This window comes from Kitasatospora sp. NPDC005748, assembly GCF_040630735.1.
In the GTDB taxonomy this organism is placed as follows: domain Bacteria; phylum Actinomycetota; class Actinomycetes; order Streptomycetales; family Streptomycetaceae; genus Kitasatospora.
In genome coordinates this window covers 1-25,244 of record NZ_JBEXYD010000050.1, presented here as the reverse complement: position 1 = coordinate 25,244, position 25,244 = coordinate 1, and the positions used below count along the sequence as shown (strand labels likewise).

Annotated in this window: 22 protein-coding genes; 7 read left to right on the top strand and 15 right to left on the bottom strand. The window is 74.4% G+C overall.

All coding sequences use genetic code 11. The features are described 5' to 3' along the window. Positions 1-249 precede the first annotated feature (249 nt). From ABZ495_RS28040 to ABZ495_RS28025, 4 genes are all read left to right on the top strand, one after another. Complete coding sequence (locus ABZ495_RS28040) at positions 250-624, top strand: hypothetical protein (RefSeq protein WP_329486893.1); 375 nt, start codon at positions 250-252, stop codon at positions 622-624. 28 nt (positions 625-652) lie between these two features. Further along, complete coding sequence (locus ABZ495_RS28035) at positions 653-985, top strand: metalloregulator ArsR/SmtB family transcription factor (RefSeq protein WP_329486894.1); 333 nt, start codon at positions 653-655, stop codon at positions 983-985. A gap of 114 nt (positions 986-1,099) precedes the next feature. Next, positions 1,100-3,166: a prolyl oligopeptidase family serine peptidase gene (locus ABZ495_RS28030; RefSeq protein ID WP_359838700.1), complete on the top strand. Its 2,067-nt coding sequence runs from the start codon at positions 1,100-1,102 to the stop codon at positions 3,164-3,166. A gap of 222 nt (positions 3,167-3,388) precedes the next feature. Continuing rightward, positions 3,389-5,761: an immune inhibitor A domain-containing protein gene (locus ABZ495_RS28025; RefSeq protein WP_359838698.1), complete on the top strand. Its 2,373-nt coding sequence runs from the start codon at positions 3,389-3,391 to the stop codon at positions 5,759-5,761. 463 nt (positions 5,762-6,224) lie between these two features. Here the strand turns inward: ABZ495_RS28025 and ABZ495_RS28020 are convergent, their stop codons facing one another. Genes ABZ495_RS28020 through ABZ495_RS28000 form a run of 5 tightly spaced genes read right to left on the bottom strand, consistent with a single transcriptional unit; the run spans position 6,225 to position 11,940 of the window. Next, on the bottom strand, positions 6,225-7,238 hold the full coding sequence (locus tag ABZ495_RS28020) for an oligopeptide/dipeptide ABC transporter ATP-binding protein (protein WP_329486897.1): 1,014 nt from the start codon (positions 7,236-7,238) through the stop codon (positions 6,225-6,227). Beyond that, complete coding sequence (locus ABZ495_RS28015; RefSeq protein WP_359838696.1) at positions 7,235-8,233, bottom strand: ABC transporter ATP-binding protein; 999 nt, start codon at positions 8,231-8,233, stop codon at positions 7,235-7,237. The genes ABZ495_RS28020 and ABZ495_RS28015 overlap by 4 nt, the downstream gene beginning before the upstream one ends. Further along, the gene (locus ABZ495_RS28010; RefSeq protein ID WP_329486900.1) at positions 8,233-9,219 is read right to left on the bottom strand and encodes an ABC transporter permease; all 987 of its coding nucleotides are present in this window, start codon (positions 9,217-9,219) and stop codon (positions 8,233-8,235) included. Before ABZ495_RS28010 ends, ABZ495_RS28015 begins: the two co-directional genes overlap by 1 nt. Next, positions 9,216-10,175, bottom strand: a complete 960-nt coding sequence (locus ABZ495_RS28005; protein WP_329486901.1) for an ABC transporter permease — start codon at positions 10,173-10,175, stop codon at positions 9,216-9,218. Before ABZ495_RS28005 ends, ABZ495_RS28010 begins: the two co-directional genes overlap by 4 nt. A gap of 13 nt (positions 10,176-10,188) precedes the next feature. Continuing rightward, positions 10,189-11,940, bottom strand: a complete 1,752-nt coding sequence (locus ABZ495_RS28000; protein ID WP_359807249.1) for an ABC transporter substrate-binding protein — start codon at positions 11,938-11,940, stop codon at positions 10,189-10,191. Positions 11,941-12,154: 214 nt separating this feature from the next. Between ABZ495_RS28000 and ABZ495_RS27995 the strand changes: the two genes are divergently transcribed. Next, positions 12,155-13,630 carry an aminopeptidase P family protein gene (locus ABZ495_RS27995; protein WP_359807246.1) on the top strand — a complete coding sequence of 492 codons (1,476 nt, stop codon included), beginning with the start codon at positions 12,155-12,157 and terminating at the stop codon, positions 13,628-13,630. A 30-nt stretch (positions 13,631-13,660) separates the two neighbouring features. Here the strand turns inward: ABZ495_RS27995 and ABZ495_RS27990 are convergent, their stop codons facing one another. The 4 genes from ABZ495_RS27990 to ABZ495_RS27975 all read right to left on the bottom strand — a co-directional run bounded on the left by ABZ495_RS27990 (position 13,661) and on the right by ABZ495_RS27975 (position 17,085). Then, entirely contained in the window at positions 13,661-13,909 is a 249-nt protein-coding gene (locus ABZ495_RS27990) for a helix-turn-helix transcriptional regulator (RefSeq protein WP_359807243.1), read from the bottom strand. Between the two features lie 233 nt (positions 13,910-14,142). Beyond that, positions 14,143-15,171: a nitronate monooxygenase gene (locus tag ABZ495_RS27985; RefSeq protein ID WP_359838694.1), complete on the bottom strand. Its 1,029-nt coding sequence runs from the start codon at positions 15,169-15,171 to the stop codon at positions 14,143-14,145. Between the two features lie 61 nt (positions 15,172-15,232). Continuing rightward, the gene (locus ABZ495_RS27980) at positions 15,233-15,880 is read right to left on the bottom strand and encodes a response regulator transcription factor (protein ID WP_359807237.1); all 648 of its coding nucleotides are present in this window, start codon (positions 15,878-15,880) and stop codon (positions 15,233-15,235) included. Next, positions 15,877-17,085 (bottom strand): sensor histidine kinase, encoded by a 1,209-nt coding sequence (locus ABZ495_RS27975; RefSeq protein ID WP_359838692.1) that lies wholly within the window; start codon positions 17,083-17,085, stop codon positions 15,877-15,879. The genes ABZ495_RS27980 and ABZ495_RS27975 overlap by 4 nt, the downstream gene beginning before the upstream one ends. 185 nt (positions 17,086-17,270) lie before the next feature. Here ABZ495_RS27975 and ABZ495_RS27970 point away from each other — a divergent pair, with 185 nt between their 5' ends. Both ABZ495_RS27970 and ABZ495_RS27965 read left to right on the top strand, forming a co-directional pair. Continuing rightward, positions 17,271-18,347, top strand: coding sequence for an ABC transporter permease (locus ABZ495_RS27970; RefSeq protein WP_359807231.1), 1,077 nt, complete (start codon positions 17,271-17,273; stop codon positions 18,345-18,347). Then, positions 18,344-19,024, top strand: coding sequence for an ABC transporter ATP-binding protein (locus tag ABZ495_RS27965; RefSeq protein WP_359807228.1), 681 nt, complete (start codon positions 18,344-18,346; stop codon positions 19,022-19,024). Before ABZ495_RS27970 ends, ABZ495_RS27965 begins: the two co-directional genes overlap by 4 nt. A gap of 1 nt (position 19,025) precedes the next feature. Here the strand turns inward: ABZ495_RS27965 and ABZ495_RS27960 are convergent, their stop codons facing one another. The 6 genes from ABZ495_RS27960 to ABZ495_RS27935 form a co-directional block, all read right to left on the bottom strand. Continuing rightward, positions 19,026-19,622 (bottom strand): Uma2 family endonuclease, encoded by a 597-nt coding sequence (locus tag ABZ495_RS27960; protein WP_359807225.1) that lies wholly within the window; start codon positions 19,620-19,622, stop codon positions 19,026-19,028. Between the two features lie 103 nt (positions 19,623-19,725). Further along, positions 19,726-20,439 (bottom strand): GntR family transcriptional regulator, encoded by a 714-nt coding sequence (locus ABZ495_RS27955; protein WP_352290960.1) that lies wholly within the window; start codon positions 20,437-20,439, stop codon positions 19,726-19,728. 183 nt (positions 20,440-20,622) lie between these two features. Continuing rightward, positions 20,623-21,489: an ornithine cyclodeaminase family protein gene (locus ABZ495_RS27950; protein ID WP_359807309.1), complete on the bottom strand. Its 867-nt coding sequence runs from the start codon at positions 21,487-21,489 to the stop codon at positions 20,623-20,625. Between the two features lie 167 nt (positions 21,490-21,656). Beyond that, entirely contained in the window at positions 21,657-22,685 is a 1,029-nt protein-coding gene (locus ABZ495_RS27945) for a proline racemase family protein (RefSeq protein ID WP_359807222.1), read from the bottom strand. After that, the gene (locus tag ABZ495_RS27940; RefSeq protein WP_329492054.1) at positions 22,685-24,058 is read right to left on the bottom strand and encodes an aldehyde dehydrogenase family protein; all 1,374 of its coding nucleotides are present in this window, start codon (positions 24,056-24,058) and stop codon (positions 22,685-22,687) included. The genes ABZ495_RS27945 and ABZ495_RS27940 overlap by 1 nt, the downstream gene beginning before the upstream one ends. A gap of 22 nt (positions 24,059-24,080) precedes the next feature. Further along, positions 24,081-25,085, bottom strand: a complete 1,005-nt coding sequence (locus tag ABZ495_RS27935; protein ID WP_329486915.1) for a proline racemase family protein — start codon at positions 25,083-25,085, stop codon at positions 24,081-24,083. Positions 25,086-25,244: the final 159 nt, after the last annotated feature.

The window sequence follows — 25,244 nt, the reverse complement described above, 5'->3', positions numbered from 1 at the left end:
GGTGTGATTGGTGTGATCTCGCATCTCAGCGAGAGGTTACCCGGGAGGACTGACATCGATAGCACCGATTTTTCGCGCTACCGGATCGGTTCTCTCTCACATCCATAGTTGCAAATGTCTTCAAGCAGCGACGAAGCGGCCATCTTCGAACGTCTCTGGTCATTCCCGGTGCCACGCCGTCCCCTCTCCCTACATTCGGTCCCACAGCCACCACGCAGGGGAGTCCCCCGCTCACAGGAGGAGAAGACGATGGCGAACCTGGAGACCTCGCTCAAGGAGGCCATGGCGATCGAGGGCGCGATCGGCGTGGCCCTGGTCGACTACGGCAGCGGCATGGCGCTCGGCACCCTCGGCGAGGGCGGCGAGCTGGACCTCAACGTCGCCGCCGCCGGCAACACCGACGTGGTCCGGGCCAAGATGCGGGCCATGGAGCTGCTCAACCTCCATGACAACGAGATCGAGGACATCCTGGTCAGCCTCACCAGCCAGTACCACCTGCTCCGGCCGCTCACCATGCCGAACGGCCGGGGGCTCTTCCTGTTCCTGGCGCTCAACCGCAGCCGCGCCAACCTGGCGATGGCCCGCCACCACCTCAAGCGGATCGAGGTCGGACTGGAGATCTGACCGGGCCGGGCACCAGGAAAGGAGCGCTGTGGCGGTCGCGCTGTACCAGGCCAAGGCCGAGTTCTTCCGGATGCTCGGCCACCCCGTCCGGATCCGGGTGCTGGAGTTACTGCAGGCCGGACCGACGCCCGTCCGCGACCTGCTGGCCGAGCTGGCGATCGAACCGTCCAGCCTCTCCCAGCAACTCGCCGTGCTGCGCCGGTCCGGCATCGTCACCGCCACCCGGGAGGGCAGCACGGTGGTGTACGCGCTGTCCGGGACCGAGGTCGCCGACCTGCTGCTCACCGCCCGGCGGATCCTCACCGGGCTGATCGCCGAGCAGAGCGTCCTGCTCGCCGAACTCCGCGCCGGCGCCGACTGACGCCCGGCCCGACGGCCCCTGGACGCCGCGTCACCTCACATCGGCGGGTGATGTGTGACATTTCACATGACACCCTACTGGTCCGGGAAGGTACCTCCCGGCGACCATCGGGCCGTGACCCTCACCGATCCCTTCCTCGACCTCAGCGCCCGCACCGGCCGCTTCGGCCACGGCGCCCCGCGCGCCATCACCCTCAGCGAGGACGGCACCCGACTGCTGCTGCTCCGCTCGGCCGGCCCGCAGGACCGGGTCGACCGGCTCCACCTCCTCGACCTCGCCACCGGCGAGGAACGCCTGGTCGCCGACCCCGCCGTGCTCGCCCCGGGCCGCGGCGGCGACCGCGACGACCTGCCCGCCGTCGAGCGGCGGCTGCGCGAACGGACCAGGCTGACCGCCGCCGGCATCGGCACCTTCGCCGCCACCGCCGACCTCGCGGTCGCCGTGTTCACCCTGGACGGGCGGCTGTTCCGCGCCGACACCACCGCCGACACCTGCGCCGAACTCCCGGTGACCGGACCGGCCTTCGACCCGCGCCCCGACCCGGCCGGCCACCGCGTCGCCTACGTCGCCGACGACGCCCTCCACGTCACCCCGGCGCCCGCGCCGCTGAGCCCCGCCGACGGCGCCCGCTGGGGCGTCGCCGAGTTCGCCGCCGCCGAGGAGCTGGGCCGCGCCCGGGGCCACTGGTGGCGCCCGGACGGCGGCGCGCTGCTGGCCACCCGGGTGGACGAGGCCGCCCTGCCGCGGCGCTACTTCGCCGACCCGGCCCACCCGGACGAGCGGCCCGAGGACTTCGCCTACCCGCAGGCCGGCGGGCCCAACGCGGACGTCCAGCTCTGGGTCCTCGGCCTGGACGGCGCCCGGACCCGGCTGCGCTGGGACGCCGGGGCGTTCCCCTACCTCTGCGCGGCCGAGTGGGCCGGCACCGGGGAGGTCCTGCTCACCGTCGCCGACCGCCTCCAGCAGAACGTGCTGCTGCTCACCGCCGACCCGGCCACCGGCACCACCCGTGAACTCTCCCGCACCACCGACGAGTTCTGGGTGGACGACCTGCCCGGCACCCCCGCCCGGCTGGACGGCGGCCGGCTGCTCACCGCCCACGACACCCCCGCCGCCCGCGGCCTGGCCGTGGACGGCGAGCCGCTGGACACCACCGGCCTGCAGATCCGCCGGGTGGTCGGGCGGCTGCGCGGCAGGCTGCTCTGCGAGACCGGCCAGGGCGACCCCGCCGACCAGTACGTCCACCTGGTCGACCCGGACGGCGGCGCCCCCGAGCCGGTCAGCTCCGGCCCCGGCGTGCACTCCGCGCTGGCCGCCGCCGACACCCTGCTGCTCGTCTCGGCCGGCCCCGACGGGGTCCGCCGCCGGCTGACCGGCCCCTGGGGCGAGGCGGCGCCCACCGACCTGTCCGCCGCCCTGCCGTACCGGGTCGAACCGCGGCTCGCCCGGGTCACCGAACACGGCCTGCCCACCGCCGTGGTGTACCCGCGCGGCCATCTGCCCGGCCGACGGCTGCCCGTCCTGCTCGACGTCTACGGCGGCCCGGGCTACCAGGCGGTGGCCAACGAACCGCGCCGCTGGCAGCTCCGCCAGTGGTGGGCCGACCAGGGCTTCGCGGTGGTCACCACCGACAACCGGGGCACCCCGTTCGTCTCCCCCGCCTTCACCCGGGCGATCTTCCGCCGCTTCTCCGCGGCCGCGCTGGAGGACCAGGTCGCCGCGCTGCACGCGCTCGCCGCGGACCACCCCGACCTCGACCTGGGCCGGGTGGGTGTGCGCGGCTGGTCCTACGGCGGGTACTTCGCCGCTCTCGCCGTGCTGCGCCGCCCGGACGTCTTCCACGCCGCCTGCGCGGGCGCGCCGCCCACCGACTTCCGCCGGTACGACACCGCGTACACCGAGCGCTACCTCGACCTGCCGCAGCACAACCCCGAGGGCTACGCGGCGGACTGCCTGATCGACGACGCGCCGTCACTCACCCGGCCACTGCTGCTGATCCACGGCCTGGCCGACGACAATGTGCACCCCTCGCACACCCTGCTGCTCTCCCGAGCGCTCACCCGGGCGGGCCGCCCGCACAGCGTGCTGCCGCTGCCGGGCGTCACCCACATGACCCCGGACGGGGTGGGCGAGCAGGTCACGGCGGCCGAACTCGCCTTCCTGCGGGGCGCCCTGGGGTAGCGGCGGCGGGGCACGCCGGGGCGTCGACGCCCGGGTGCCCGCCACCGCAGGACCGCGACCGGCCGCTCCCACGGGGGCGGCCGGTCGCGCGTCCGGCCCGTCGCCCCCGTCCCATCCCTTCCGTGTGACCCATGACATGTGAAATATTACCTGCGCTCCACCGACTGTTTCCCGACTCCACCGACTCCCCAGACCACCCACCGTCCGGAAAGGACCGGTCAGTTGCGCAGACTGTCCGCGGCACTCGCGGCCGCGCTCACCACGAGCGCGATAGCGGCCTCCCTCCTCGGCACCCCCGCCCAGGCCGCTCCCCCCTCCCCCGCCCTCACCGCGGCGGCCGCCGCCCAAGGCGCCGAGGAGGGTGGCGCCGAGGCCCCGCCCGGCCCGCTCGCCCCCCAGGAACGCGAGCGCCAGTCGCTTCGCACCAAGGCCCTGGAGCAGGTCAACAAGGGCTCCGTGGCCAAGACTTCGCAGAAGCGGGCGCCCGCCAGGGTGAAGATCGGCAACGACTACGTCCAGCTCGCGCAGCAGCGCACGGACAAGGTCTTCGTGATCCTCGCCCAGTTCGGCGACCAGGTGGACAACACCACCGAGTACAACGGGCAGCCCCGCTACGGCGGCACGCCCGGCCCGCAGCACAACGCGATCCCCAAGCCGGGCAGGAGCGACAACCACACGCTCTGGTCCAAGGACTTCGACCGCGACTACTACCAGCAGCTGTTCTTCGACGACGCGCCCGGCGCGGTCTCGATGCGCAACTACTACCGCACCCAGTCCTCCGGCCGCTACGACGTCGAGGGCACGGTCAGCGACTGGGTCACCGTGCCGTACAACGAGGCCCGGTACGGCAGCAACAAGGGCCCCCAGGGGTCCGGCGCCTGGACGCAGGGGCAGGAGTTCGTCCGGGACGCGGTCAAGGCCTGGTACGACGGCGAGGTCCGCAAGGGCCGCTCCGCCGCGGACGTCAAGGCCGAGCTGGCCCAGTACGACGTCTACGACCGCTACGACCACGACAAGGACGGCGAGTTCAGCCAGCCTGACGGCTACCTGGACAACGTCATCGTGGTGCACGCGGGCGTCGACGAGACCTGGGGCGGCGGGGCGCAGGGCGCCGACGCCCTCTGGGCGCACCGCAGTTGGGCCTTCCCGGACCCGGCCGGCCAGACCGGCCCGGTGGGCAACCGGATCGGCGGCGCCCCGGTCGGCGACACCGGCCTGTACGTCTACGACTACGTGCAGGGCGGCGAGAACAGCGGCGTCGGCCTGTTCGCCCACGAGTTCGGCCACAACCTCGGCCTGCCCGACCTGTACAGCACCACCGGCGGCGACAACAGCGTCAACTTCTGGTCGCTGATGTCCTCCGGCTCGTACCTCGGCAAGGGCAAGAACACCACCGGCGGCTACCCCGGTGACCTCGACGCCTGGAGCAAGCTGCAGTTCGGCTGGCTCGACTACGACGAGGCGCAGGCCGCCACCCGCTCCAGCCACGCGCTCGGCGTCAGCGGCTACAACACCGACCAGGCCCAGGCGGTGCTGGTGCACCTGCCCGACGGCACCACCAGCACCGACCTGGCCGACCCGAACCAGGGCGCCAAGCACTGGTGGAGCGGGACGGGCGACAACCTGGACAACTCGCTGGCCCGGACGGTCGACCTGCGCCCGGTGAGCGGACCGGTCACGCTGACCGCCGCCACCTGGTACGACATCGAGCAGGACTACGACTTCCTCGCGGTCGAGGCCTCCACCGACGAGGGGAAGACCTGGAAGGCGCTCGGCGGCACCGTCGACGGCACGCCGATCGGCAACACCACCGCCAACACCCCCGGTCTGACCGGCACGTCCGGCGCATACCGGCAGCTGTCCGTCCCGCTGGACGGCTACGCGGGGCAGCAGGTCCGGCTGCGCTTCCACGTCACCTCGGACAACAACACCCACGGCCGCGGCGTCCTGGTCGACACCGTCCGGGTCGCCGCCGGCGCCACCGAACTCTTCGCCGACGGCGCCGAGAACGGGGCCGACGGCTGGACCGCGACCGGGTTCTCGGTGGTCACCGGCCGCACCGCGGTCACCTCACACCCGCGCGCCTACCTGGTGGAGAACCGCCGGTACGCGGGCTACGGCGCCTTCCTGAAGACCGGCCCGTACAACTTCGGGTACACGGGCGTCGACGGCAAGAAGGACATCGTCGACACCTACCCGTACCAGGAGGGCGTGCTGGTCTGGCTCTGGGACACCGGGTACGGCGACAACAACACCAAGGACCACCCCGGCGGCGGGCTGATCCTGCCGGTCGACGCCCACCCGGCGCCGATCCGGTTCGCCGACGGCACGCTGGTCAACGCCCGCGCGCAGACCTTCGACGCGACCTTCTCGCTGAAGCGGACCACCGGCTTCACCCTGCACAAGGCCGGCGTCCCGGTGCGGATCGGCGCCGAGCCGGCCGTCGCCGCCTTCAACGACCGCACCGGGGTCTACTCCGACCCCGCCACGCCGCAGCTCGGCGTGAAGGTGCCGGACACCAACACCAAGATCGAGGTCGTCCGCGAAGCCCAGGACGGCCGGATCACCACCGTCCGGGTGGGCCCGGCCTCCTGAGACCCGCCCCCGCACGCTCCGCACAACGGCCGTGGCCCCCGGATCCGTCCGGGGGCCACGGCCTCGCGTCGTCCGGGGCCGGGCGCGACCGCGGGGGCGGCCGGGCTCCGCGACCCGCCGGCCGCCCGGCCCGGTCCGCACCGACCGCACCGACCACGCCGGGCACGCCGGGCACGCCGGGCACCGCGTCCGCACCGGGCACAGCGTCCGCCCCCGCCCCCACCGGCCGGCCCCCGACGCTCCCCACCGGCCCGCGAGACCCCCGGCCCCCCGACCGCAGAAGGCCCGTACCCACCAGCGGGTACGGGCCTTCGAGACGTTGGAACCCGGTCGGACGCGGCCCTCAAGAGGTTCCCCGCCGCGCCCGACCGGGGGTCGGGAGGAGGGCCCGCGGACGGGCCCCCGGGGTGCCGCCGGACCGCCCGGCCCACAGGCGGGCAGGGGTGGTCCGGCGGCCGGGGCGTCAGGCCTCCGGGAAGTGGCAGGCCGCCTGCCGGGTGCCCGGTCCGGCGATCCGCAGCAGCGGACGCTCCGTCCGGCAGAGCTCCTGGGCCTTCGGGCACCGCGGGTGGAAGCTGCACCCGGACGGCGGGTTGGCCGGGCTCGGCGGGTCGCCGAGCAGCACGATCCGCTCGCGCGCCCGCTCGGCGGCCGGGTCCGGCAGCGGCACCGCGGAGAGCAGCGCCCGGGTGTAGGGGTGCGCGGCGTTGCCGTAGACCTCCGCCTTGTCGCCGATCTCGACGATCCGGCCGAGGTACATCACCGCGACCCGGTCGCAGACCCGCTTGACCACCGAGAGGTCGTGCGCGATGAAGACGTACGCCAGGCCGAGCTCGTCCTGGAGCCGCTCCATCAGATTGACCACCTGGGCCTGGATGGAGACGTCCAGCGCGGAGACCGGCTCGTCGGCGATGACCAGCCGGGGCGAGGTGGCCAGCGAGCGGGCGATGCCGATCCGCTGCGCCTGGCCGCCGGAGAACTCGTGCGGGTAGCGGTCCAGGTGTTCGGGGATCAGCCCGACCAGCTCCATCAGCTCGGCGGCCCGCTTGCGCGCCCCGGCCGCGCCGGCACCCTGGACCAGCAGCGGCTCGGAGATGATCCGGGCCACCGTCTGGCGGGGGTTGAGCGAGGAGTACGGGTCCTGGAACACCATCTGGAGGTGCCGCCGGTGCGGGCGCAGCGCGGCCTGCGACAGGCCGCCGATCTCGGTGCCGTCGAAGGTGACGGTGCCCGCGGTGGGGTCGAGCAGCCGGACGATCATCCGCCCGGTGGTCGACTTGCCGCAGCCCGACTCCCCGACCAGGCCGAGCGTCTCGCCCTGGGCGACGTCGAAGCTCACGCCGTCGACGGCCCGGATCGGGGCGCCGGCCCGGCCGGTGCGGCTGCGCCGGCCGGGGAAGGTCTTCACCAGGTCCCGGACGGACAGCAGCGGCTCGGCGGAGCGCGGCCGGTCGGCCGTCAGCGGTCGGTCGTTCATGAGCGGGCTCCCAGCGGCACCAGCGGCAGGTGGCAGGCGGCCTGGTGGCCGGGGGCGAGCGGGCCGAACGCGGGGCGCTCGGCCAGGCAGCGGGCGTGCTCCTCGGCGGTGGCGGCGCTGGTGCGGGCGCAGCGCGGGGCGAAGGTGCAGCCGGGGGCGGGGGTGATCAGCGACGGCGGGCTGCCGGGGATGGCCCGCAGCGGGGCGTCGTCGGTGTCGTCGAGGCGGGGCAGCGAGTCGAGCAGCCCGCGGGTGTACGGGTGCGCGGGGGCGCCGAACAGTCGGTCGACCGGGGCCTGTTCGGCGGCCCGGCCGCCGTACATCACCAGCACCTCGTGGGCGACCCGGGCGACCACGCCGAGGTCGTGGGTGATCATGACGACGCCGAGGCCGCGGTCCTGTTGGATGCGGGCGATCAGGTCGAGGATCTGGGCCTGGACGGTGACGTCCAGGGCGGTGGTGGGCTCGTCGGCGATCAGCAGGTCGGGTTCGCAGGCGAGCGCCATGGCGATCATCACGCGCTGGCGCATGCCGCCGGAGAACTGGTGCGGGTACTCGTCGACCCGGCGGGCCGGCTCGGGGATGCCGACCTCGCCCAGCATCTCCACGGCCCGGGCGCGGCCGGCCCTGCGGTCGGCCCTGAAGTGCACCCGGTAGTGCTCGGCGATCTGCTCGCCGACGGTGTAGAAGGGGTGCAGGCTGGACAGCGGGTCCTGGAAGATCATGGCGATCCGCCGCCCCCGGACGGTGCCCAGCTGCCGCTCCCCCAGGCCGTTCAGCTCCTGTCCGGCCAGCCGGATCGAGCCGGTGACGGCGGCGCCGCGGTGCAGGCCCATCACGGCCAGCGAGGTGACGGACTTGCCGCTGCCGGACTCCCCGACCAGGCCGAGGGTCTGCCCGGACGCGACGGTGAAGGAGATGCCGTCGACGGCCCGGACGGTGCCGCGCGGGGTGTCGAAGGAGACGGCGAGATCCTCGACCTCCAACAGTGCCATCAGTACCTCACTCTCGGGTCGACGTAGGCGTAGAGCAGGTCGACCAGCAGGTTCGCCGCGACGATGAAGAAGGCCGCGAGCAGGGTGACGCCGAGGATGACGGGCTGGTCGGAGCGGATCAGCCCGTCGTAGAAGAGCCGGCCGACCCCGGGCAGACCGAAGATCGACTCCGTGATGACGGCGCCCGCGAGCAGTCCGCCGAGGTCCATCCCGAAGATGGTGAGGATGGGCGTCATCCCGGAGCGCAGCCCGTGCTTGACCGTCACGGTGAGCGCGGGCAGGCCCTTGGCGCGGGCGGTGCGGATGTACGGCTCGGCCATCGTCTCGATCATCGAGTTGCGGCTCTGCCGGGCGTACATGGCCGCGTAGAGCAGGGCCAGCGCGATCCAGGGGAGCAGCAGGTTGGAGGCCCAGCCGAACGGGTCCTCGGTGAGCGCGTGGTAGGACGGGTAGGGCAGCAGGCCGGCGGTCCGCACGACGCCCCAGATCAGCATGATCGAGGTGAAGTAGACCGGCAGCGAGGCGGTTCCGACCGACAGCACCATCAGGGTGCGGTCGGTGAGGCCGCCCTTGCGCAGGGCCGAGGTGATGCCGGCGCCGAGGCCGAGGACCAGCCAGAGCGCCGCCGCGCCGAAGGCGAGCGAGACGGAGACCGGCAGGCGGTCGGTGAGCAGGTCCCAGACCGGCAGCCCGTACTCGTAGGAGTAGCCCAGGCAGGGGAAGCCGCAGTGCACGGCACTGGGGCCGCTGCCGTAGTCGCGGCCGGCGAAGATGCCGCCCAGGTAGCTGCCGAACTGGTCCCAGACCGGCGCGTCCAGGCCCATCGCCGCCTTGACGGCGGCGAGCCGCTCGGGGCTGCAGGTCTTGCCGCAGGCGGCCGCGGCCGGGTCGTTGGGCAGCAGGTAGAAGATGGTGAAGGTGATGGCGCAGATGGCGAGCATGATGCCCGCGACGCCGATCAGCCGGCGGCCGAGGTAGATGATCACGACCGGCCTCCCCGGGGGTCGAGGATGTCGCGCAGCGCGTCACCGAGCAGGGTGAAGGCGAGCACCGCGATGAAGAGGAAGACCGTCGGGATGAGGAAGTAGGTCGGATCGGTCTCGTAGTGGAGGATGCTCTCGGCGATCATCTGGCCCCAGGACGCGGTGGGCGGGCGGACGCCGACGCCGAGGTAGCTGAGGGCGGCCTCGGTGGCGATCATGCCGGGGATCAGCAGCGTGGTGTAGGCGATGATCGGGCCGGAGACGTTCGGCAGGATCTCCCGGGTGAGGATGCGCCAGGAGCGCGCGCCGCCGACCTTGGCCGCCTCGACGTACTCGCGGTGCTTGAGCGAGAGGGTCTGGCCGCGGACCACCCGGGCGATGCCGGGCCAGCCGAACAGGCCGATCACCAGGGTCATCAGCAGGATCCGGTTGACGTCCTTGGCCACCGACATCATGGCGATCATGAAGATCAGCGAGGGGAAGGACATCGTGAGGTCCATCAGCCGGGAGAGCGCCGCGTCGACGCGGCCGCCGAAGTAGCCGGCCACGATCCCGGCCAGGGTGCCGGCGATCACGACCAGCGCAGTGGCGGTGAACGCGATCAGCAGGGAGACCTGCCCGCCGTGCAGCACGCGGGCGAACAGGTCGCGGCCCGAGCCGGGTTCGACGCCGAGCCAGTGCCGGGTGCCGATCCCGCCGAAGGCGCCGATCGGCGTACCGCCCATGTAGGGGTCGATGGCGCGCTTGTCGAACTCCTCGGGGGTCCAGCCGCCGAGCGAGCTCAACGGGCCGGCCAGGGCCGCCGCCAGGACCAGCACGGCGACGGTGATCAGGCCGAACCGGGCCGAGCCCTGGGCCCACAGCCGCTCCCCGACGAGCCGCCAGGGCCCGCGCCCGGCGGCCTTCGCGGGGCCCGCCGCCGTGTCCTCCACGGCGGCGGGGTCAGTGGTAGTACTCATCGCTGACGTTCCCTCAGCCCTGGCTCTTCGCGGGGTCCTTGAGGCCGACCACAGCCATGTCGATCATGCCGGCGTAGCCGGAGTTGCCGAACGCGCCGGCCACGTTGGTGCCGACCAGCAGCGGGCGGCGCTGCCACATCAGCGGCACGGCGGGGGCCTTCTTCACCAGGTCCTCGTCCAGCTGCTTCCAGGCGGCGTTGGCCTCGGCCAGGTCGGTCATGGCCGCGATCTGGTCCATCCGGTCCATCGTGGCCTGGTCCCGGAACTGGCTGTAGTTGCCCTGGTTGCCCTTCTCCTTGATGGTGCGGCCGTCGAAGAGGAAGGGCAGGAAGGTCGCGGCGGACGGGTAGTCCGGGCACCAGCCGTTGATGGTCAGCTCGGGGGCGTTCTTGGTGTCGCCGACGGTGTCGGAGAAGGCCGACGCGTCCACGGTGTTGACGGTGACCTGGACGCCGGCCTTGGCCAGCGACTGCTGGAGCGCCTCGCCGCGGCTCTTGTCACCGATGGACACGAGGAGCGAGACCTTGAGGTCGGTCTTGCCCGCCGCCTTGAGCAGGTCCTTGGCCTTCTCCGGGTCACCGGCGGCCGGGATCTTCAGCGGATCGGCCTTGGCCCCGGCGGTCAGCGAGGGCGGCAGGAAGGAGGTCGCGACGTCCGCCATCGCCGGGCCGCCGAAGGCGGTGACCTGGGCCTCGCGGTCGACCGCGTACATCATCGCCTCGCGCACCTTCGGGTCGTCGAAGGGCGCCTTGGCGGTGTTCAGGTACAGCATGTCGGTGCAGCCGGTCTGCTCGGCCACCATGCGGGCCTTGACGTCCGCCTTGGGCAGCACCTTCGAGACGGACTCGTGCTGCATCCACGGCATCTCGATGGTGGAGGCGTCGGCGCCGTCACTCGCGATGACCCGGTCGTCGGCCTGACCGCCCTTGAGGCCCTGGGTGACCACGATCTTGTCCGGGTACGCCTTGCGGACCGTGTCGGAGGCCTGGTCCCAGTTGGTGTTGCGGACCAGCACGAGCTGCTTCCCGCGGTCGTAGGAGGCGATCTTGTACGGGCCGGAGGAGAACGGCCGCGCGTCGTACAGGGGGCCCTTCTCCTGCGACTGCGGCACGGGCGAGAAGGTCGGCAGGGTGGCGGTGTACGAGAACTCGGCGACCGGGCGCTTCAGGTGGAAGACGATGGTCTTGTCGTCCGGCGTCTCGATGCTGGGCAGGTGCTCGCCGTTCAGCGGGCCCTTGTAGTTCTCGCCGCCGGCCAGGTACTGGATGGCGTAGTCGGGGCCACCGGTGAGGTCCGGGGCGAAGGACCGCTCGACGTTGTACTTGACGTCGGCGGACTTGATCGGGCTGCCGTCCTCGTACTTGAGGCCGTCGCGCAGGGTGAAGGTCCAGGTCTTGCCCCCGTCGGAGGACTTGCCGAGGTCGGTGGCGAGGTCCGGGACGATCTCGCTGCCGGCGCTGCCCGGCTCGGACTTGAAGGTGACCAGCGTGCGGTAGATCAGCCGGGTCCCGAAGTCCATGTGCGGCAGCACCCAGTTGCGGGCCGGGTCGAGGTGCGCGAAGTCCTGGTTGGTCAGCACGGTGAGCGTGCCGCCCTTGACCGGGGAGCCGCCGACGATGGAGCCGGCCGCCGCGCCCGGGCCCTTGGTTCCGGCGGCCGTGGTGTCACCGGCGGTGTCGCTCTTGTCGTTCTTGCAGGCCCCGAGGCCGAGGGTGAGTGTCGCCGCGATGGCCGCCGCGAGGGCGGCGTGGGTGCGCCTGTTCATGTGCAACTCCGCAGTGGGGGGCCGCCGTTGATGGCCCGTCGTCCGACCCCGGAGGTGATCCGGGGATCGACCGGGAGGGCGCCTCGACAGGTCTGGCCGCTCCGCGGTGTGACCCGTAACATAGTAATGTGAAATTGCACTGCACAAGAGATGACGCGTCCCGTTATCGAGCTGTGTCCGTGCCACCCCGCCGCCCCGTAGAGGAGACCCCCCGGTGACCCTCCGTCAGACCGGTCTCAACACCAGCAGCCACGACCTGCCGACCTCCCCCGCCCTGGAGGCCTACATGGCCACCGCCTGGGCCCCCACCCCGCTCACCGACGACCGGCGCGTCCCCGGGTACGCCGCCATGCCCGGCCGCCGCGCCCGGCTCTCCGCCGCCTTCCCCGGCGAACGCCTGATCGTCCCGGCCGGCGAGCTCAAGGTGCGCAGCAACGACGACGACTACCGGTTCCGCCCGCACAGCGCCTACGCCTGGCTCACCGGCCTCACCGGCGAGGACCAGCCCGGCCACATCCTCGTCCTGGAGCCCGCCGGCCCCGAGGGCCACGAGCCCGTCCTCTACCTGCGCCCCCGCTCACCGCGCGGCGGCGACTCCGCCCGCGGCGGCGAGTTCTACCGCGACCGCCGCTACGGCGAGTTCTGGGTCGGCCGCCGCCCCGACCTCGCCGAGGCCACCCGCCTCACCGGCCTGCGCACCGAGCACCTCGACGACCTCGACAAGCTGCTCACCGGACCGCAGCCCGCCACCCGCGTGCTGGCCGGCGTCGACACCGCCCTGGACGCCGCCACCGACCGGCCCGGCTCACCCGCCCGGCGCGCGGACGACGCCGCCCTCGCCTCGGTGCTGTCCGAGCTGCGCCTGGTCAAGGACGCCTGGGAGGTCGAACAGCTCCAGCTCTCCGTCGACCACACCGTGCTCGGCTTCCAGGACGTCGTCCGCGCCCTCCCCGCCGCCCTGCGCCACCCGCGCGGCGAGCGCTGGATCGAGGGGATCTTCAACCTGCGCGCCCGCGCCGAGGGCAACGGCACCGGCTACGACACCATCGCCGCGTCGGGCGCCCACGCCTGCGTCCTGCACTGGATCCGCAACGACGGCGCGCTCGACCCGAACGCCCTGCTGCTGCTCGACGCCGGCGTCGAGACCGACACCCTGTACACCGCCGACATCACCCGCACCCTTCCGCTGAGCGGCACCTTCAGCCCCGCCCAGCGCCAGGCCTACGACCTGGTACTGGCCGCCCAGGACGCCGGCATCGCAGCGCTGCGCCCCGGCGCGCGGTTCCGCGACTTCCACCTCGCCGCGATGCGGGTCTTCGCCGAGGGCCTCGCCGACTGGGGCGTACTGCGGATCCCCGCCGAGCAGGCCCTCGCCGAGGACAGCGGCCTCTACCGCCGCTACACCCTCTGCAGCAGCGGCCACATGCTCGGCCTGGACGTGCACGACTGCGCCAAGGCCCGCGCCGACACCTACCTCGACGGCGTCCTGGAGGAGGGCCACGTCCTCACCGTGGAGCCCGGCCTCTACCTCCAGCCCGACGACGAGACCCTCCCGCTGGAACTGCGCGGGCTCGGCATCCGCCTGGAGGACGACCTCGTCATCACCGCCGACGGCGCCCGGCTGATGTCCGACGCACTCCCCCGCACCGCCACCGCCGTCGAAGCCTGGATGGCCGAACTGCTCGCCTGACCACCACCGCGCCACGGGCAGGGGGCCGGCTCAGGCCACCTTGATCGTCCGGTCCCCCTGCCGCACGGTGACCTCCACCTCGCCGCCGATCGCCGCCGCGTAGGCCCGCAGGTCGTCCAGGCTGTCCACCTGCCCGTGCTCGATCCGCGACACCCGCGCCTGGCTCACCCCGAGCAGCCCCGCCACCTCCTTCTGCGTCAGCCCCACCTTCCGCCGCAGCTCCGCCAGCTCGTGACCACGGATCCGCGCCAACGACTCCTGCCGCATCCGCGCCCGCATCCGCGCCCGCTCCGCCTCCGCCTCCGGCGTCGCCGGCGCGGGGAACCGCTCCAGGACTCTGCCCTCACCTCGGTCCAGCTACGACCCTTCATGCGCGCGCTCCCTCACCGGCCCATTCCCCCACACCGGCCCGGCCGTAGCGCGGCTCCGCCGTCCCGCCACCTCGCGGGGGATGACACCGCCGATCCCTCGCGCCCCCGGTGTGCGCCCGGTGGGGCGAGTGGCCGTCCGCCTCAGCTCCGGGCCGCCCGCCACAGCTCGCCGACGATCTCCGCGGCCGGGCCGCCGCGGGCCGCGCGGTGGCCGGTGCCGGCCCACAGGTGCATCGCCGCGGTGTCCGCCCGGGCGGCAGCCGCCGCCCGCAGCGGCTGGGTGAGGTGGTGCACCTCCGGGTAGGCGGCCGGGGCGTACGGCTCGTACCGGTCGATGAACGCGTTGCGCAGCCCGCGCGCCGGGCGGCCGGTGAACGCGCGCGTCACCACCGTCTCCGGGAGTTCGGTCAGCGCGGCCCGGTGCGCCGCGTTCGCCCCGGACTCGTCCGCGCGCAGCAGCGCCGTCCCCACCTGGACGGCCACCGCCCCGGCCCGCAGCGCGGCCGCGACCGCCGGGCCGTCGGCCAGCCCGCCCGCCGCGATCAGCGGCAGCGCCGTCACCGCGCCCACGGCGGGCAGCAGTCGGAGCAGCGGGACGTCCCCCGGCCGGTCCGCCACGCCGTGCGTGGCCCGGTGGCCGCCCGCCTCCGGACCCTGCACGCAGAGGGCGTCCACCCCGACCGCCTCGGCGCGCCGCGCCTCCTGCGGCGTGGTCACGGTGGCGACCTGGTGGATCCCGGCCGCCCGCAGCGCCCGCGCCTCCTCGGGCGAGGGCAGCCCGAAGGTGTACGACACCACGGGGACGGCCGGCGTCCCGGCCAGCAGTGCGGCGATCTTGGCGTCCCAGTCGTCGCGGTCCGGCGCGATCTCCTCCGGCAGGCGGACATCCAGGCGCCGCGCCTCCGGCAGCAGCCGCGCGCGGTAGGCGGCGACGGCCCGCGGATCGCCGGGCGCGGCGGGCACGAAGAGGTTCACGCCGAACGGCCGGTCGGTCAACTCGCGGACCCGGTCGATCTGTTCGACCATCGCGGTGGCGCTCCGGTACCCGGCGGCGAGGAACCCCAGCCCCCCGGCCGCGTTCACCGCGGCGACCAGCTCCGGGGTGGTCGCCCCGCCCGCCATGGGCGCGGCGATGACGGGCACGGCGAGTTCGTCGAGGCGGACGGCCATTCCGGGTTCCTCCACTGCGCGTGACGGCTTCGGGCTCCGCCCAACCCTACGCCCGCGGCCCTCAGGCCCCCCGGCGGATCAGCCCCCGCGCCCGTGCCTCGCGGACCGCCGCCGTCCGCGAGTCCACCCCCAACTTGGCGTAGACGTGCACCAGGTGGGACTTCACCGTGGCCTGGCTCAGATGCAGCCGCTGGCTGATCCCCTGGTTGGTCAGCCCGTCCGCGACCAGTCCCAGCACCTCCGTCTCCCGCGCGCTCAGCGCCGCCGACGGCGTCCGCATCCGCTCCAGGAGCCGGTCCGCCACCGCCGCCGCCAGCGCCGTCCGCCCCTGCGCGGCCGAGCGGACGGCCCGGGCCAGCTCCTCCGGCGGCGCGTCCTTCAGCAGGTACCCGGTGGCCCCGGCCTCCAGCGCGGGCAGGGTGTCCGCGTCGCTGTCGTAGGTGGTGACGATCAGCACCCGGGGCGCCGCCGCCCGGGCCGTGATCGCGGCGGTGGCCTGGGCGCCGTTCATCGCCGAGCCCGGCCCGAACTGCAGGTCCATCAGCACGACGTCCACCTCGACCTCCGCCGCCAGCTGCACGGCCCGTTCGGCGGTGGCGGCCTCGGCGACGACGACGAAGTCCCGCTCGCTCTCCAGGACGGCCCGCAGCCCGGCCCGGACCACCGGGTGGTCGTCGGCGAGCAGCAGGCGGATCACGGCGTCGGTCACGGGGAGTCCTCGGTGGCGGGGGCGACGGGCAGCAGTACGGCGAGCGCCGTCCCCTCTCCCGGGGCGGACTCCACGGCGAAGGTACCGCCCAGCGCCCGCGCCCTGGCCCGCATGGACGGCAGGCCGAAGCCGCCGTCCCCGCCGGCGTCGGCGGCTGCCCGCGCCGGGTCGAAACCCGCCCCGTCGTCGAACACGTCCAGCGCGACCTCGCCCTCCATGTAGCTGAGCGTCACCTCGGCGTGCGAGGCCTTCGCGTGCCGCACCGTGTTGCCCAGGGCGGACTGCGCGATCCGCAGCAGCGCGACCTCGTGCGGCACCGGCAGCCGCACCGGGTCGCCCGAGACGTGCAGCCGGACGGGCAGGCCGGCGTGCGCGGTCGTGGTGGCGCAGAGCCGTTCGAGGGCGCCGGCCAGCGAGCCGCTCTCCAGATCGGGCGGGGTCAGCGCGCGGACGAAGCGGCGGGCCTCGGCGAGGTTGTCCTGGGCCGCCCGACGGGCCTGTTCGACGTAGTCGGCGGCGGCCTCGGTCCGGTCGGGCAGGGCCCGCTGGGCGGCCCGCAGCAGCAGCTGGATGCTGGACAGGCTCTGGGCGAGGGTGTCGTGGATCTCCCGGGCCAGCCGTTCGCGCTCGGCCAGCACACCGGCGGTGTGGTGGGCGGCGTCGAGGCCGGCCCGGGCGGCGGTGAGCTCGTCGATCAGCCGGCGGCGCTCCTCGCTCTCCCGGTAGAGCGCCTGGTAGCCGAAGACGGTGACGACGGCGACGGCCGCACCGAGCGTGGGCCCGATCGCCGCGGCGAAGCCGACGGTGTGCTGGTGCCAGGACCACGCGACGACCGCGGTGACGGCGGTGACGGCGACGGCCACCAGCCCGCCCCGGCGGCCGAGCAGGTGCAGCTCCAGGAAGTACAGCGGGAAGGCGAGCCAGACGCCGTCCTGGGTGGTGGTCAGCACTCCCACCCAGGTCACACCGAGCACGGCCAGCCAGAGGACGGTGGACCACCGCGACCGCCGGACGGCCCCGACCAGCGGCCCGGCCGCGTACACCGCGGCCATCGCGGTGCCGGCGGCGACGACGGCCGCCGGCTCGGCGCTGCGGCCGACCACGGCACGGGCCACGGCGAGTGCGAGCAGGCCCGCCACCAGCAGGTGCAGGCAGACCTGGAGCACGCGGGCGACGGGGGTGGTTCGAGGTCGTTCGGTCGCCATCCGTCCAGCCTAGGGTCCGTGCCGCCCGGACGGATCAATCAAAAGGTTGAACTCCGCCTCTCCCCTTCGATGCCGAGGTTCCAATCCCGCGCGCGATGCCCCACGGCCCCCTTCCGCGGGACGGTGGTGAGCGTCGCCGCCGCTGCGCAAGCCGCGGCGGACCCGAGGAAGAGGAGAGCCCGGACGTGTTCGTCGCCTGGAGGGACCTGCGGTTCGCGAAGGGGCGGTTCGCCCTGATGGGAACCGTCGTCGTACTGATCACCGTACTGGTCGGCCTGCTGTCCGGCCTGACGGCCGGGCTCGGTCGGCAGAACGTCTCGGCGATCACCGGCCTGCCCGCCGACCACCTCGCCTTCGCCGTCCCCGCCGACGGGCAGCGGCTCTCCTTCACCGACTCCCAGGTCACCCCCGAGCAGTGGCAGGGCTGGGCGCGGGCCCCCGGGGTCACGGCCGCGCAACCGCTCGGGATCACCACCACCAAGGCCGCCGCCGGGCAGCGCACCACCGCGCTCTCCGCCTTCGGCGTACCGGACGGCTCGCCGCTGGCCCCCCGGGGCGATGCGGTCGGCCCCGGCCGGGCCGTGCTGTCGCAGGCCGCCGCCGAGGAGCTCGGCGGTCTGCGTCCCGGCGCGGCCTTCACCCTGGCGGGCCGCCCGCTCCAGGTCGCGGCGGTGGCCGGCGACGCCTCCTTCAGCCACACCCCGGTGGTCTGGACCAGCCTCACCGACTGGCAGGCGGTCGCCCCGGGCGGCGCCGGGCACGCCACGGTGATCGCCCTGACCACGGCCCCCGGCGCGGACCTCGGCACGGCGGACGCCCGGTACGGCACCGAGACCCGGAGCCGGGCGGACGCGCTCGCCGCGATCGGCTCCTACACCTCGGAGAACGGCTCGCTGCAACTGATGCGCGGCTTCCTGTTCGCCATCTCGGCGCTGGTGATCGGCGCCTTCTTCACCGTCTGGACGATCCAGCGCAGCGGCGACGTCGCGGTGCTGAAGGCACTCGGCGCCTCCACCCGCTACCTGCTCACGGACGCGCTCGGCCAGGCGGTCCTGCTGCTGGTGCTGGGCACGGCCGCCGGCACCGCGATCGCGGTCGGGGCCGGCACCCTGCTCGGCTCGGCGGTGCCGTTCGTCCTGGACGCCCCGACCGTCCTCGTCCCGGCCGTCGTGATGATCGCGCTCGGCGCGGTCGGCGCGGCCCTGTCCATCCGCCGGATCACCTCCGTCGACCCGCTGACCGCCCTGGGGAGTGCCCGATGAGCCTGCACCTCGACCGCGTGACCCTCACCTACCCGGACGGCGAGGGCCGGCTGACCGCGCTGGACGACGTCTCGCTGACCGTGCCGAAGGGCTCGATCACCGCGGTGGTCGGCCCGTCCGGCTCCGGCAAGTCCAGCCTGCTGGCGGTCGCCGCCACGCTGACCGCCCCGGACACCGGCCGGGTGGTGGTGGACGGCGTCGAGACCACCGGACTGAACCGCGCCGAGCTGACGGCGCTGCGTCGCGGCCGGATCGGCGTCGTCTTCCAGCAGGCCAACCTGCTGCCCTCGCTCACCGCCGCCGAACAGCTCCAGGTGATGGCCCACCTCGACGGCCGCTCCCCGCGCGGCGCCCTCCCCCGCGCGCTGGAGCTCCTGGCCGCCGTCGGACTGCGCGACCAGGCGGCGCGCCGACCGCACCAGCTCTCCGGCGGTCAGCGCCAGCGCGTCAACATCGCCCGCGCCCTGATGAACGACCCGACGGTGCTGCTGGTCGACGAGCCCACCAGCGCGCTGGACCACGAGCGCGGCGCCGCCGTGATCGACCTGATCACCGAACTCACCCACCGCCGCGCCACCGCCACCGTGCTGGTCACCCACGACCGGGCCCACCTCACGGCCGTCGACCGCGTCGCCGAGGTCCATGACGGCCGGCTCACGGTGCCGGCGGCGGTGTGAGCTACTTCTGGGGCCCCAGCATCCCGTCCACCGAGAAGGTCACCGCCGCCCCGATCGACCCCGGCAGCGTGAACGACTGCCCGGGACGGTGGACGGCGTGCACCCGGTACTCGCCGTCCCGCGGGTCGGTCAGCACCAATACCCGCCCGTTCGTCCGGTCGACGATCACATAGACGGGGATGCCTGCGGACGCGTAGGCGGAAGGCTTCTTCTTCAGATCGTCACTCAGGTTCGAGGAGGTGACCTCCAGCACGAGCCGGAAGACCCCGGGGTCGTAGCTGTTGCGATCGACCAGATGGTCGGCGTAGTCCGCGTCGACCACAGACAGATCGGGGATGGCGAAGTCAGACGGACCGTCCGGCAGCCAGAGGCCCATCCCCTGGATGACGCGGGTCGTCTCCCCGTGAAGGCCCGCCAGGAGGAGCGGAATGCTGATGCTCGTCAGGGCATCGCCGTGCTGGCCATTGGGCGGCGGCGTCACTGTGATCTGACCCCCGATGATCTCGACTCGGTGCCCCACCAGCTGATTGGAGATCAGCTCAGCGGCTTCGAGCAGCGTCAGCTGCTCACCGGGTTCTTCCACTGTTGCGGCGGACATGGAGTTCCTCCTGACTGCCGAATGTCGAGAACATCATCGTAGAGCGCCTGCCCCGCCCGCCGCCCGATCGTCGGTGTTCACCCGAACGAGCGGCCCGGGGCCCTTACCGGGCCCGCAGCCGCAGGGCCGGGCGGGCCTCCTCCTCCGCCTCCTCCTGGCCGGCCGCCCAGAGCGAGCGGACGTGGCCGAGGTGGCGGGACATGCAGGCCTCGGCGGCCTCCGCGTCGCCGGAGAGCATCAGGTCGAGCAGCTCCAGGTGCTCCTCGGCGGAGGAGACCAGCTCGCCGCGCTGGTCGAGGCGGTTCAGGCCGTAGAGCCGGGAGCGCTTGCGCAGGTCCCCGACGACCTCCACCAGGCGGGCGTTGCCGGCCAGGCCGAGCAGGTCGAGGTGGAACTGGCGGTCCGCCTCCAGGTAGCCGATCAGGTCGTGCTTGCGGGCGGCGGCCACGATCGCCTCCGCCTGCGGACGCAGCGCCTCCAGCTGCTCGGCGGTGGCGGTGCGGGTGACCCGGCCGACGGTCGGGACCTCGATCAGGGCGCGGATCTCGGTGAAGTCGTCGAGGTCGCGTTCGGTCAGCTCGGTGACCCGGAAGCCCTTGTTGCGGACGGCCTCGACCAGACCCTCCCGGGCGAGGTCGAGCATCGCCTCGCGGACGGGGGTGGCGGAGACGCCGAAGTCGGCGGCGAGCGCGGGCGCGGAGTACACCACGCCGGGGCGCAGCTCGCCGGAGATCAGTGCGGCACGGAGGGCGTGGGCGACCTGGTCGCGCAGCCGCTCCTGCACGGAGATCAGGGTGCGGGCTTTGAGGTCGGCCATGGTGTTCCTCCGGATGGGTCGCAGAACACCAGCGTACAATGTCACGTTACGTTGAGTGTGCAACATTTCGTGATTCGGACAGCCGGCGGCGGCCGCGTCCCGGCGGGCCCATCGTGGCAGTGGCCGCCGCCCGTCGCAACGGTCGGCGGCCACCCCGCCGGAGGACCCCCGCCCCCGCCGGGCTCAGCCCCGGCGGTGGACCTCCGCCGCGACGGCGAGGTCCTGCCAGGCCATCCCGACGCTCTTGAAGAACCGCGGCCGGTCGCTCGGCACCGGCACCTCGCCGCGCACCAGTTCGGCCAGGTTCCAGAGCGGACCGGCGCCGGTGACCCCCGCCATCAGCAGGTCCCCCGCCTCCCGCAGCGCGGCCGCCCGCGCCTCCACGTAGAGCTCGGCCCGGCCCACCAGCACCGCGTCCACCTCCCGCGCGTCCGGCTCGTGCGAGCCGACCGCGGCCACCGCCGCGTGGTCGGGCACCAGCGCGCCGTCGAACAGCGGCGTGCGCGCGGTGGTGCAGCAGACCACCAGGTCCGCCTCGGCCACCGCGGCGGCCGTGCCCACCGCGGCCGCGAGCCCGAGCCGGCGCGCGTACCCGGCCAGCGCCTCGGCGGGCGCCTCGCTGCGGGCCACCACGGTGACCCTGGTCAGCGGCCGGACGGCGAGCAGCGCGTCCAGGTGCCCGTACGCCTGCGGGCCGGCCCCGAACAGGACCAGGTGCGCGGCGTCCGGCGCGGCGAGGCGCCGCAGCGCGACGGCGGTGACGGCGGGCGTGCGCAGCGTGGTGAGCGCCGCGCCGTCGAGCAGGGCGACGGGCCGCAGGGTCGGGCCGTCCAGCAGCAGGTAGCTGCCCGTGATCCGGGGCAGGCCGAGGGCGGCGTTCCCGGGGGCCACCCCGGCGATCTTCACCCCGGCGTACTCGGCCGTGGCCGCCGGCATCAGCAGCAGTTCACCCGCCGGCACCGGTACCGCCGACCGGGCGGGCCCGGCCTCCGGGTCGAGGCCGGCCAGCAGCACCCGCTCGATCGCCTCGGCGGCCCGGGCCGGGCCCAACGAGCCGACCGCGCCCGGCCCGACGACGTGGACCGGTCCGGCCTCGGAAACGGGCCCAGCTTCGGAAACCGGCCCGGCCGCGCCCGGCCGGTCGGAGCCCGGCGCGACGCGCTGGAGCGGCTCAGCCGCCGCGCCGGGCAGCAGGAGGGGTTCGGGACGGCGGGCGGTCACAGCAGGAACCCCGTCCCCAGCGTGTCGGCCGGGTCGAGCAGGAAGGTGTGCTCGCCGGTGCGGTGGGCGGTGCCGGTGACCTCGGTGACCACACCGGCGCCGAGCGGGTCGCCGCCGGGCAGCACCCGGCCGGTGAACACCGTCCCGATCAGCGACTCGTGGCGCAGTTCCCCGCCCGGGGCCAGCCGCCCCTCGGCGGCGAGCACGGCGAGGCGCGCCGACGTCCCGGAGCCGCACGGCGAGCGGTCGATCTGGCCGTCCGCGAAGACGGTGACGTTGCGCTGGACGGGCCCGGCCGGGCCCTCGGGCAGCTCGTCGTGGAGGATCACCCCGTAGACCCCCGAGAGCCGCGGGTCGGTCGGGTGCCGGACGGCCGGCGAGTCGGCCAGGGCGGCCCGGATCTCCCGCCCGACGGCGGTGAGTTCGGGCAGCAGCCCGGGCTCGACGGCGAGCCCCAGCGCGGCCGCCGGCACGCTGGCGTAGCAGGCGCCCGCGTGCGCGACGGCCACCTCCACGGTGCCGCGCGAGGTCCGCACCGCCAGCTTCGGCGCGCTGACGACGGCCGGTACGTTGCGGAAGGTCACCCCGGTGGTCCGCCCGCCGACGCGGTGCACGGCGGCGGTGACCCGCCCGGACGGCACGTCGATCCGCACCCGGGCCACCCCGTCGTCCGGGGCCCGGACCAGCCCCGAGTCCACCGCCCAGGCGCCGAGCGCGATGGTGCCGTGGCCGCAGGCGGTGGAGTAGCCGTCCTTGTGCCAGAAGAGCACGCCGAGGTGCGCCTCGTCGTCGTCCGGCGGCACCAGGAAGCCGCCGTACATCCCGGCGTGCCCGCGCGGCTCCCGGACGAGCAGTCGCCGCACCTCGTCGAGCGGGCCCGGCCGGGGCGCGGTGGCCGTGCCGCCCGCGCCGATCGCGACGGCCCGCCGCTCGGCTACGCTGTCCCCGGGCACGCCGGGGGCGCCGCCGACGACGATCCGGAACGGCTCGCCGGCGCAGTGGTAGTCCACGGCGCTGACCCGCATCACGCGCCACCGGCCGGGAGGACGCTGACGGTACGGCTCGCGGTGTAGAAGTCGAGCGCGGCCGCGCCCTGTTCGCGCTCGCCGTGGCTCGCGCCCTTCGCGCCACCGAACGGCAGGTGGAAGTCGACGCCGCTGGAGGGCGCGTTGATCCGGATCATGCCCGCGTCCAGCCGGTCCGCGGCGGCCAGCGCCACGTCCAGGCTGCGGCTGTGCACCGAGGTGGCCAGCGAGTGCGGGGTGTCGTTGGCGAGCGCGATCGCCTCGTCCAGGTCCGCGGCCGCCAGCAGGACGGCCACCGGTCCGAAGAACTCCTCGCGCCGCAGCGGGTGTTCGGCCGGCACGTCGGCGAGCAGGGTCGGCTCGACGTACCAGCCGGGCCGCTCCGGGACGCCCCCGCCGGTGAGCACGGTGGCCCCGGCGGCGCGGGCGGACTCGACGGCGCCGGTGAGCCGGTCCCGGGCGGCGGCCGAGATGACCGGCCCGCAGGCCGCGTCGTCGACCAGGCCGAGCGCCTTCACCAGGGCGGCGCGCAGCGGCTCGTGGGCCGCGCCGACGGCGATCACCCGGCTGGTGGCGGTGCACTTCTGCCCGGCGTACCCGGCGATGGCGGCCGCCAGGTGGGCGGCGGCCTGCTCGGGGTCGGCGTCCGGCAGCACCAGGGCCGCGTTGAGGCCGCCCAGCTCGGCCTGGACCGGGACGCCGCGCTCGGTGGCGGCCCGCACCACGGCCCGCCCGACGCCCGTCGAGCCGGTGAACGACACCACGTCCGCCGTGTCGACCAGCGCCGCGCCCTCCTCCGCCCCGCCCGGCAGCACGGTGAACACGCCCTCCGGCAGACCCGCCGCCGAGGCCAGCTCCGCCAGCCGCAGCGCGCAGGCGGTGGCCTCCGGCGCGGGCTTGAGCGCCACGGTGTTGCCGACCGCCAGCGCCGGCGCGGCCTTCCAGGCCGGGATCGCCAGCGGGAAGTTCCACGGCGTGATCAGCCCGGCCACCCCGTAGGGGCGGCGGCGGGTGAGCAGCAGGCCCTCGCCGGCGGCGGTCTCGTGGACGGCGCCGGCGGGCGCGTACGGCGCCTGCGCGTAGTAGCGCAGGATCGCCGCGGTGCGGCCGACCTCGCCGCGCGCCTCGGCCACCGGCTTGCCGACCTCGCGGACGATCAGCGCCGTCAGCTCCTCGGCGTGCTCCTCGACCGCCCCGGCGAACCGGGTGAGCGCGGCCGAGCGCGCGGCGGCCCCGGCGGCGAGCCAGCCGGGCTGCGCGGCCCGGGCCCGTCCGACGGCGGCCCGGACGGCCTCGGCACCGGGCGCGTCGACCTCGGCCACGAGGTCCTCGGGATCGGCGGGGTTGTACGAAAGGATCGTCACAGCAGGCAGCCCTTCGGGGTGTTCAGGCGGTTCAGAGCAGGAACCCGGCCGGGAACGGGTCGCTCGGGTCGAGGAAGTACTGGGCGGTGCCGGTGATCCAGGCCCGGCCGGTGACGGTCGGCACCACGGCGGGCCGTCCGGCCACCTCGGTCTCCTCGACCAGGCGGCCGGTGAAGGTCGTCCCGATGAAGGAGTCGTTGCGGAAGTCCCGCCCGAGCGGGAGTTCGCCCCGGGCGTGCAGCTGGGCCATCCGCGCGGAGGTGCCGGTGCCGCACGGCGAGCGGTCGAACCAGCCGGGGTGGATGGCCATCGCGTGCCGGGAGTGCTCGGCGGTGGAGCCGGGCGCGAGCAGTTGGACGTGGTGGCAGCTGTGGATCGACGGGTCCTCGGGGTGCACCGGCCGGTCCGGGCCGCCGTTGACGGCCTCCATCAGGGCGAGTCCGGCGTCCAGGATGTCCTGCTTGCGCTCGCGCTCGAACGGCAGCCCGAACTCGGCGAGCGGCAGGATCGCGTAGAAGTTGCCGCCGTACGCGAGGTCGTAGCCGACCGTGCCGTACCCGGGCACCTCGATCTTGCGGTCCAGGGCGACCGCATACGAGGGCACGTTGCGGATGGTCACCGCGGTGGCGGCGCCGTCCTCGACCCGCACGTCGGCGGTCACCAGCCCGGCCGGGGTGTCCAGCCGCACGGTGGTGACCGGCTCGACCACCGGCACCATGCCGGTCTCGACCAGGACGGTGGCCACGCCGATGGTGCCGTGGCCGCACATCGGCAGCAGGCCGGAGACCTCGATGTAGAGCACCCCGAAGTCGGCGTCCGGGCGGGTCGGCGGCTGGAGGACGGCGCCGCTCATCGCGGCGTGGCCGCGCGGCTCGTACATCAGCAGCGTCCGGAAGTGGTCGAGGTGCTGCTGGAAGTGCACCCGGCGCTCGGCCATGGTGGCACCGGGGATGACACCGAAGCCGCCGGTGACGACCCGGGTCGGCATGCCCTCGGTGTGCGAGTCGACGGCGTGGAACACGTGGCGGCTGCGCATCTGGTGGCGACTCCCGTCGGGGGTGGGTGGGGTGGTGGGCCGGGCCGGCTGCCCCAGCAGCCATCCGGACGGATCACGGGACGCGCCCGCGAAATGCCCGCTGACCTGGGAACGGCGGTTTGTCGGGGACGGAAATCCCGTGCGGATCGAGGGGGCGGC

Coding starts and splice junctions, on each gene's coding strand:
- ABZ495_RS28000 (WP_359807249.1), bottom strand. CDS start 11,940: ATGAACAGGCGCACCCACGCCGCCCTCGCGGCGGCCATCGCGGCGACA.
- ABZ495_RS27960 (WP_359807225.1), bottom strand. CDS start 19,622: ATGTCCGCCGCAACAGTGGAAGAACCCGGTGAGCAGCTGACGCTGCTC.
- ABZ495_RS27965 (WP_359807228.1), top strand. CDS start 18,344: ATGAGCCTGCACCTCGACCGCGTGACCCTCACCTACCCGGACGGCGAG.
- ABZ495_RS27955 (WP_352290960.1), bottom strand. CDS start 20,439: ATGGCCGACCTCAAAGCCCGCACCCTGATCTCCGTGCAGGAGCGGCTG.
- ABZ495_RS27935 (WP_329486915.1), bottom strand. CDS start 25,085: ATGCGCAGCCGCCACGTGTTCCACGCCGTCGACTCGCACACCGAGGGC.
- ABZ495_RS27975 (WP_359838692.1), bottom strand. CDS start 17,085: ATGGCGACCGAACGACCTCGAACCACCCCCGTCGCCCGCGTGCTCCAG.
- ABZ495_RS27990 (WP_359807243.1), bottom strand. CDS start 13,909: ATGCGGGCGCGGATGCGGCAGGAGTCGTTGGCGCGGATCCGTGGTCAC.
- ABZ495_RS28020 (WP_329486897.1), bottom strand. CDS start 7,238: ATGAACGACCGACCGCTGACGGCCGACCGGCCGCGCTCCGCCGAGCCG.
- ABZ495_RS28040 (WP_329486893.1), top strand. CDS start 250: ATGGCGAACCTGGAGACCTCGCTCAAGGAGGCCATGGCGATCGAGGGC.
- ABZ495_RS28005 (WP_329486901.1), bottom strand. CDS start 10,175: ATGAGTACTACCACTGACCCCGCCGCCGTGGAGGACACGGCGGCGGGC.
- ABZ495_RS27985 (WP_359838694.1), bottom strand. CDS start 15,171: ATGGCCGTCCGCCTCGACGAACTCGCCGTGCCCGTCATCGCCGCGCCC.
- ABZ495_RS28015 (WP_359838696.1), bottom strand. CDS start 8,233: ATGGCACTGTTGGAGGTCGAGGATCTCGCCGTCTCCTTCGACACCCCG.
- ABZ495_RS27945 (WP_359807222.1), bottom strand. CDS start 22,685: ATGCGGGTCAGCGCCGTGGACTACCACTGCGCCGGCGAGCCGTTCCGG.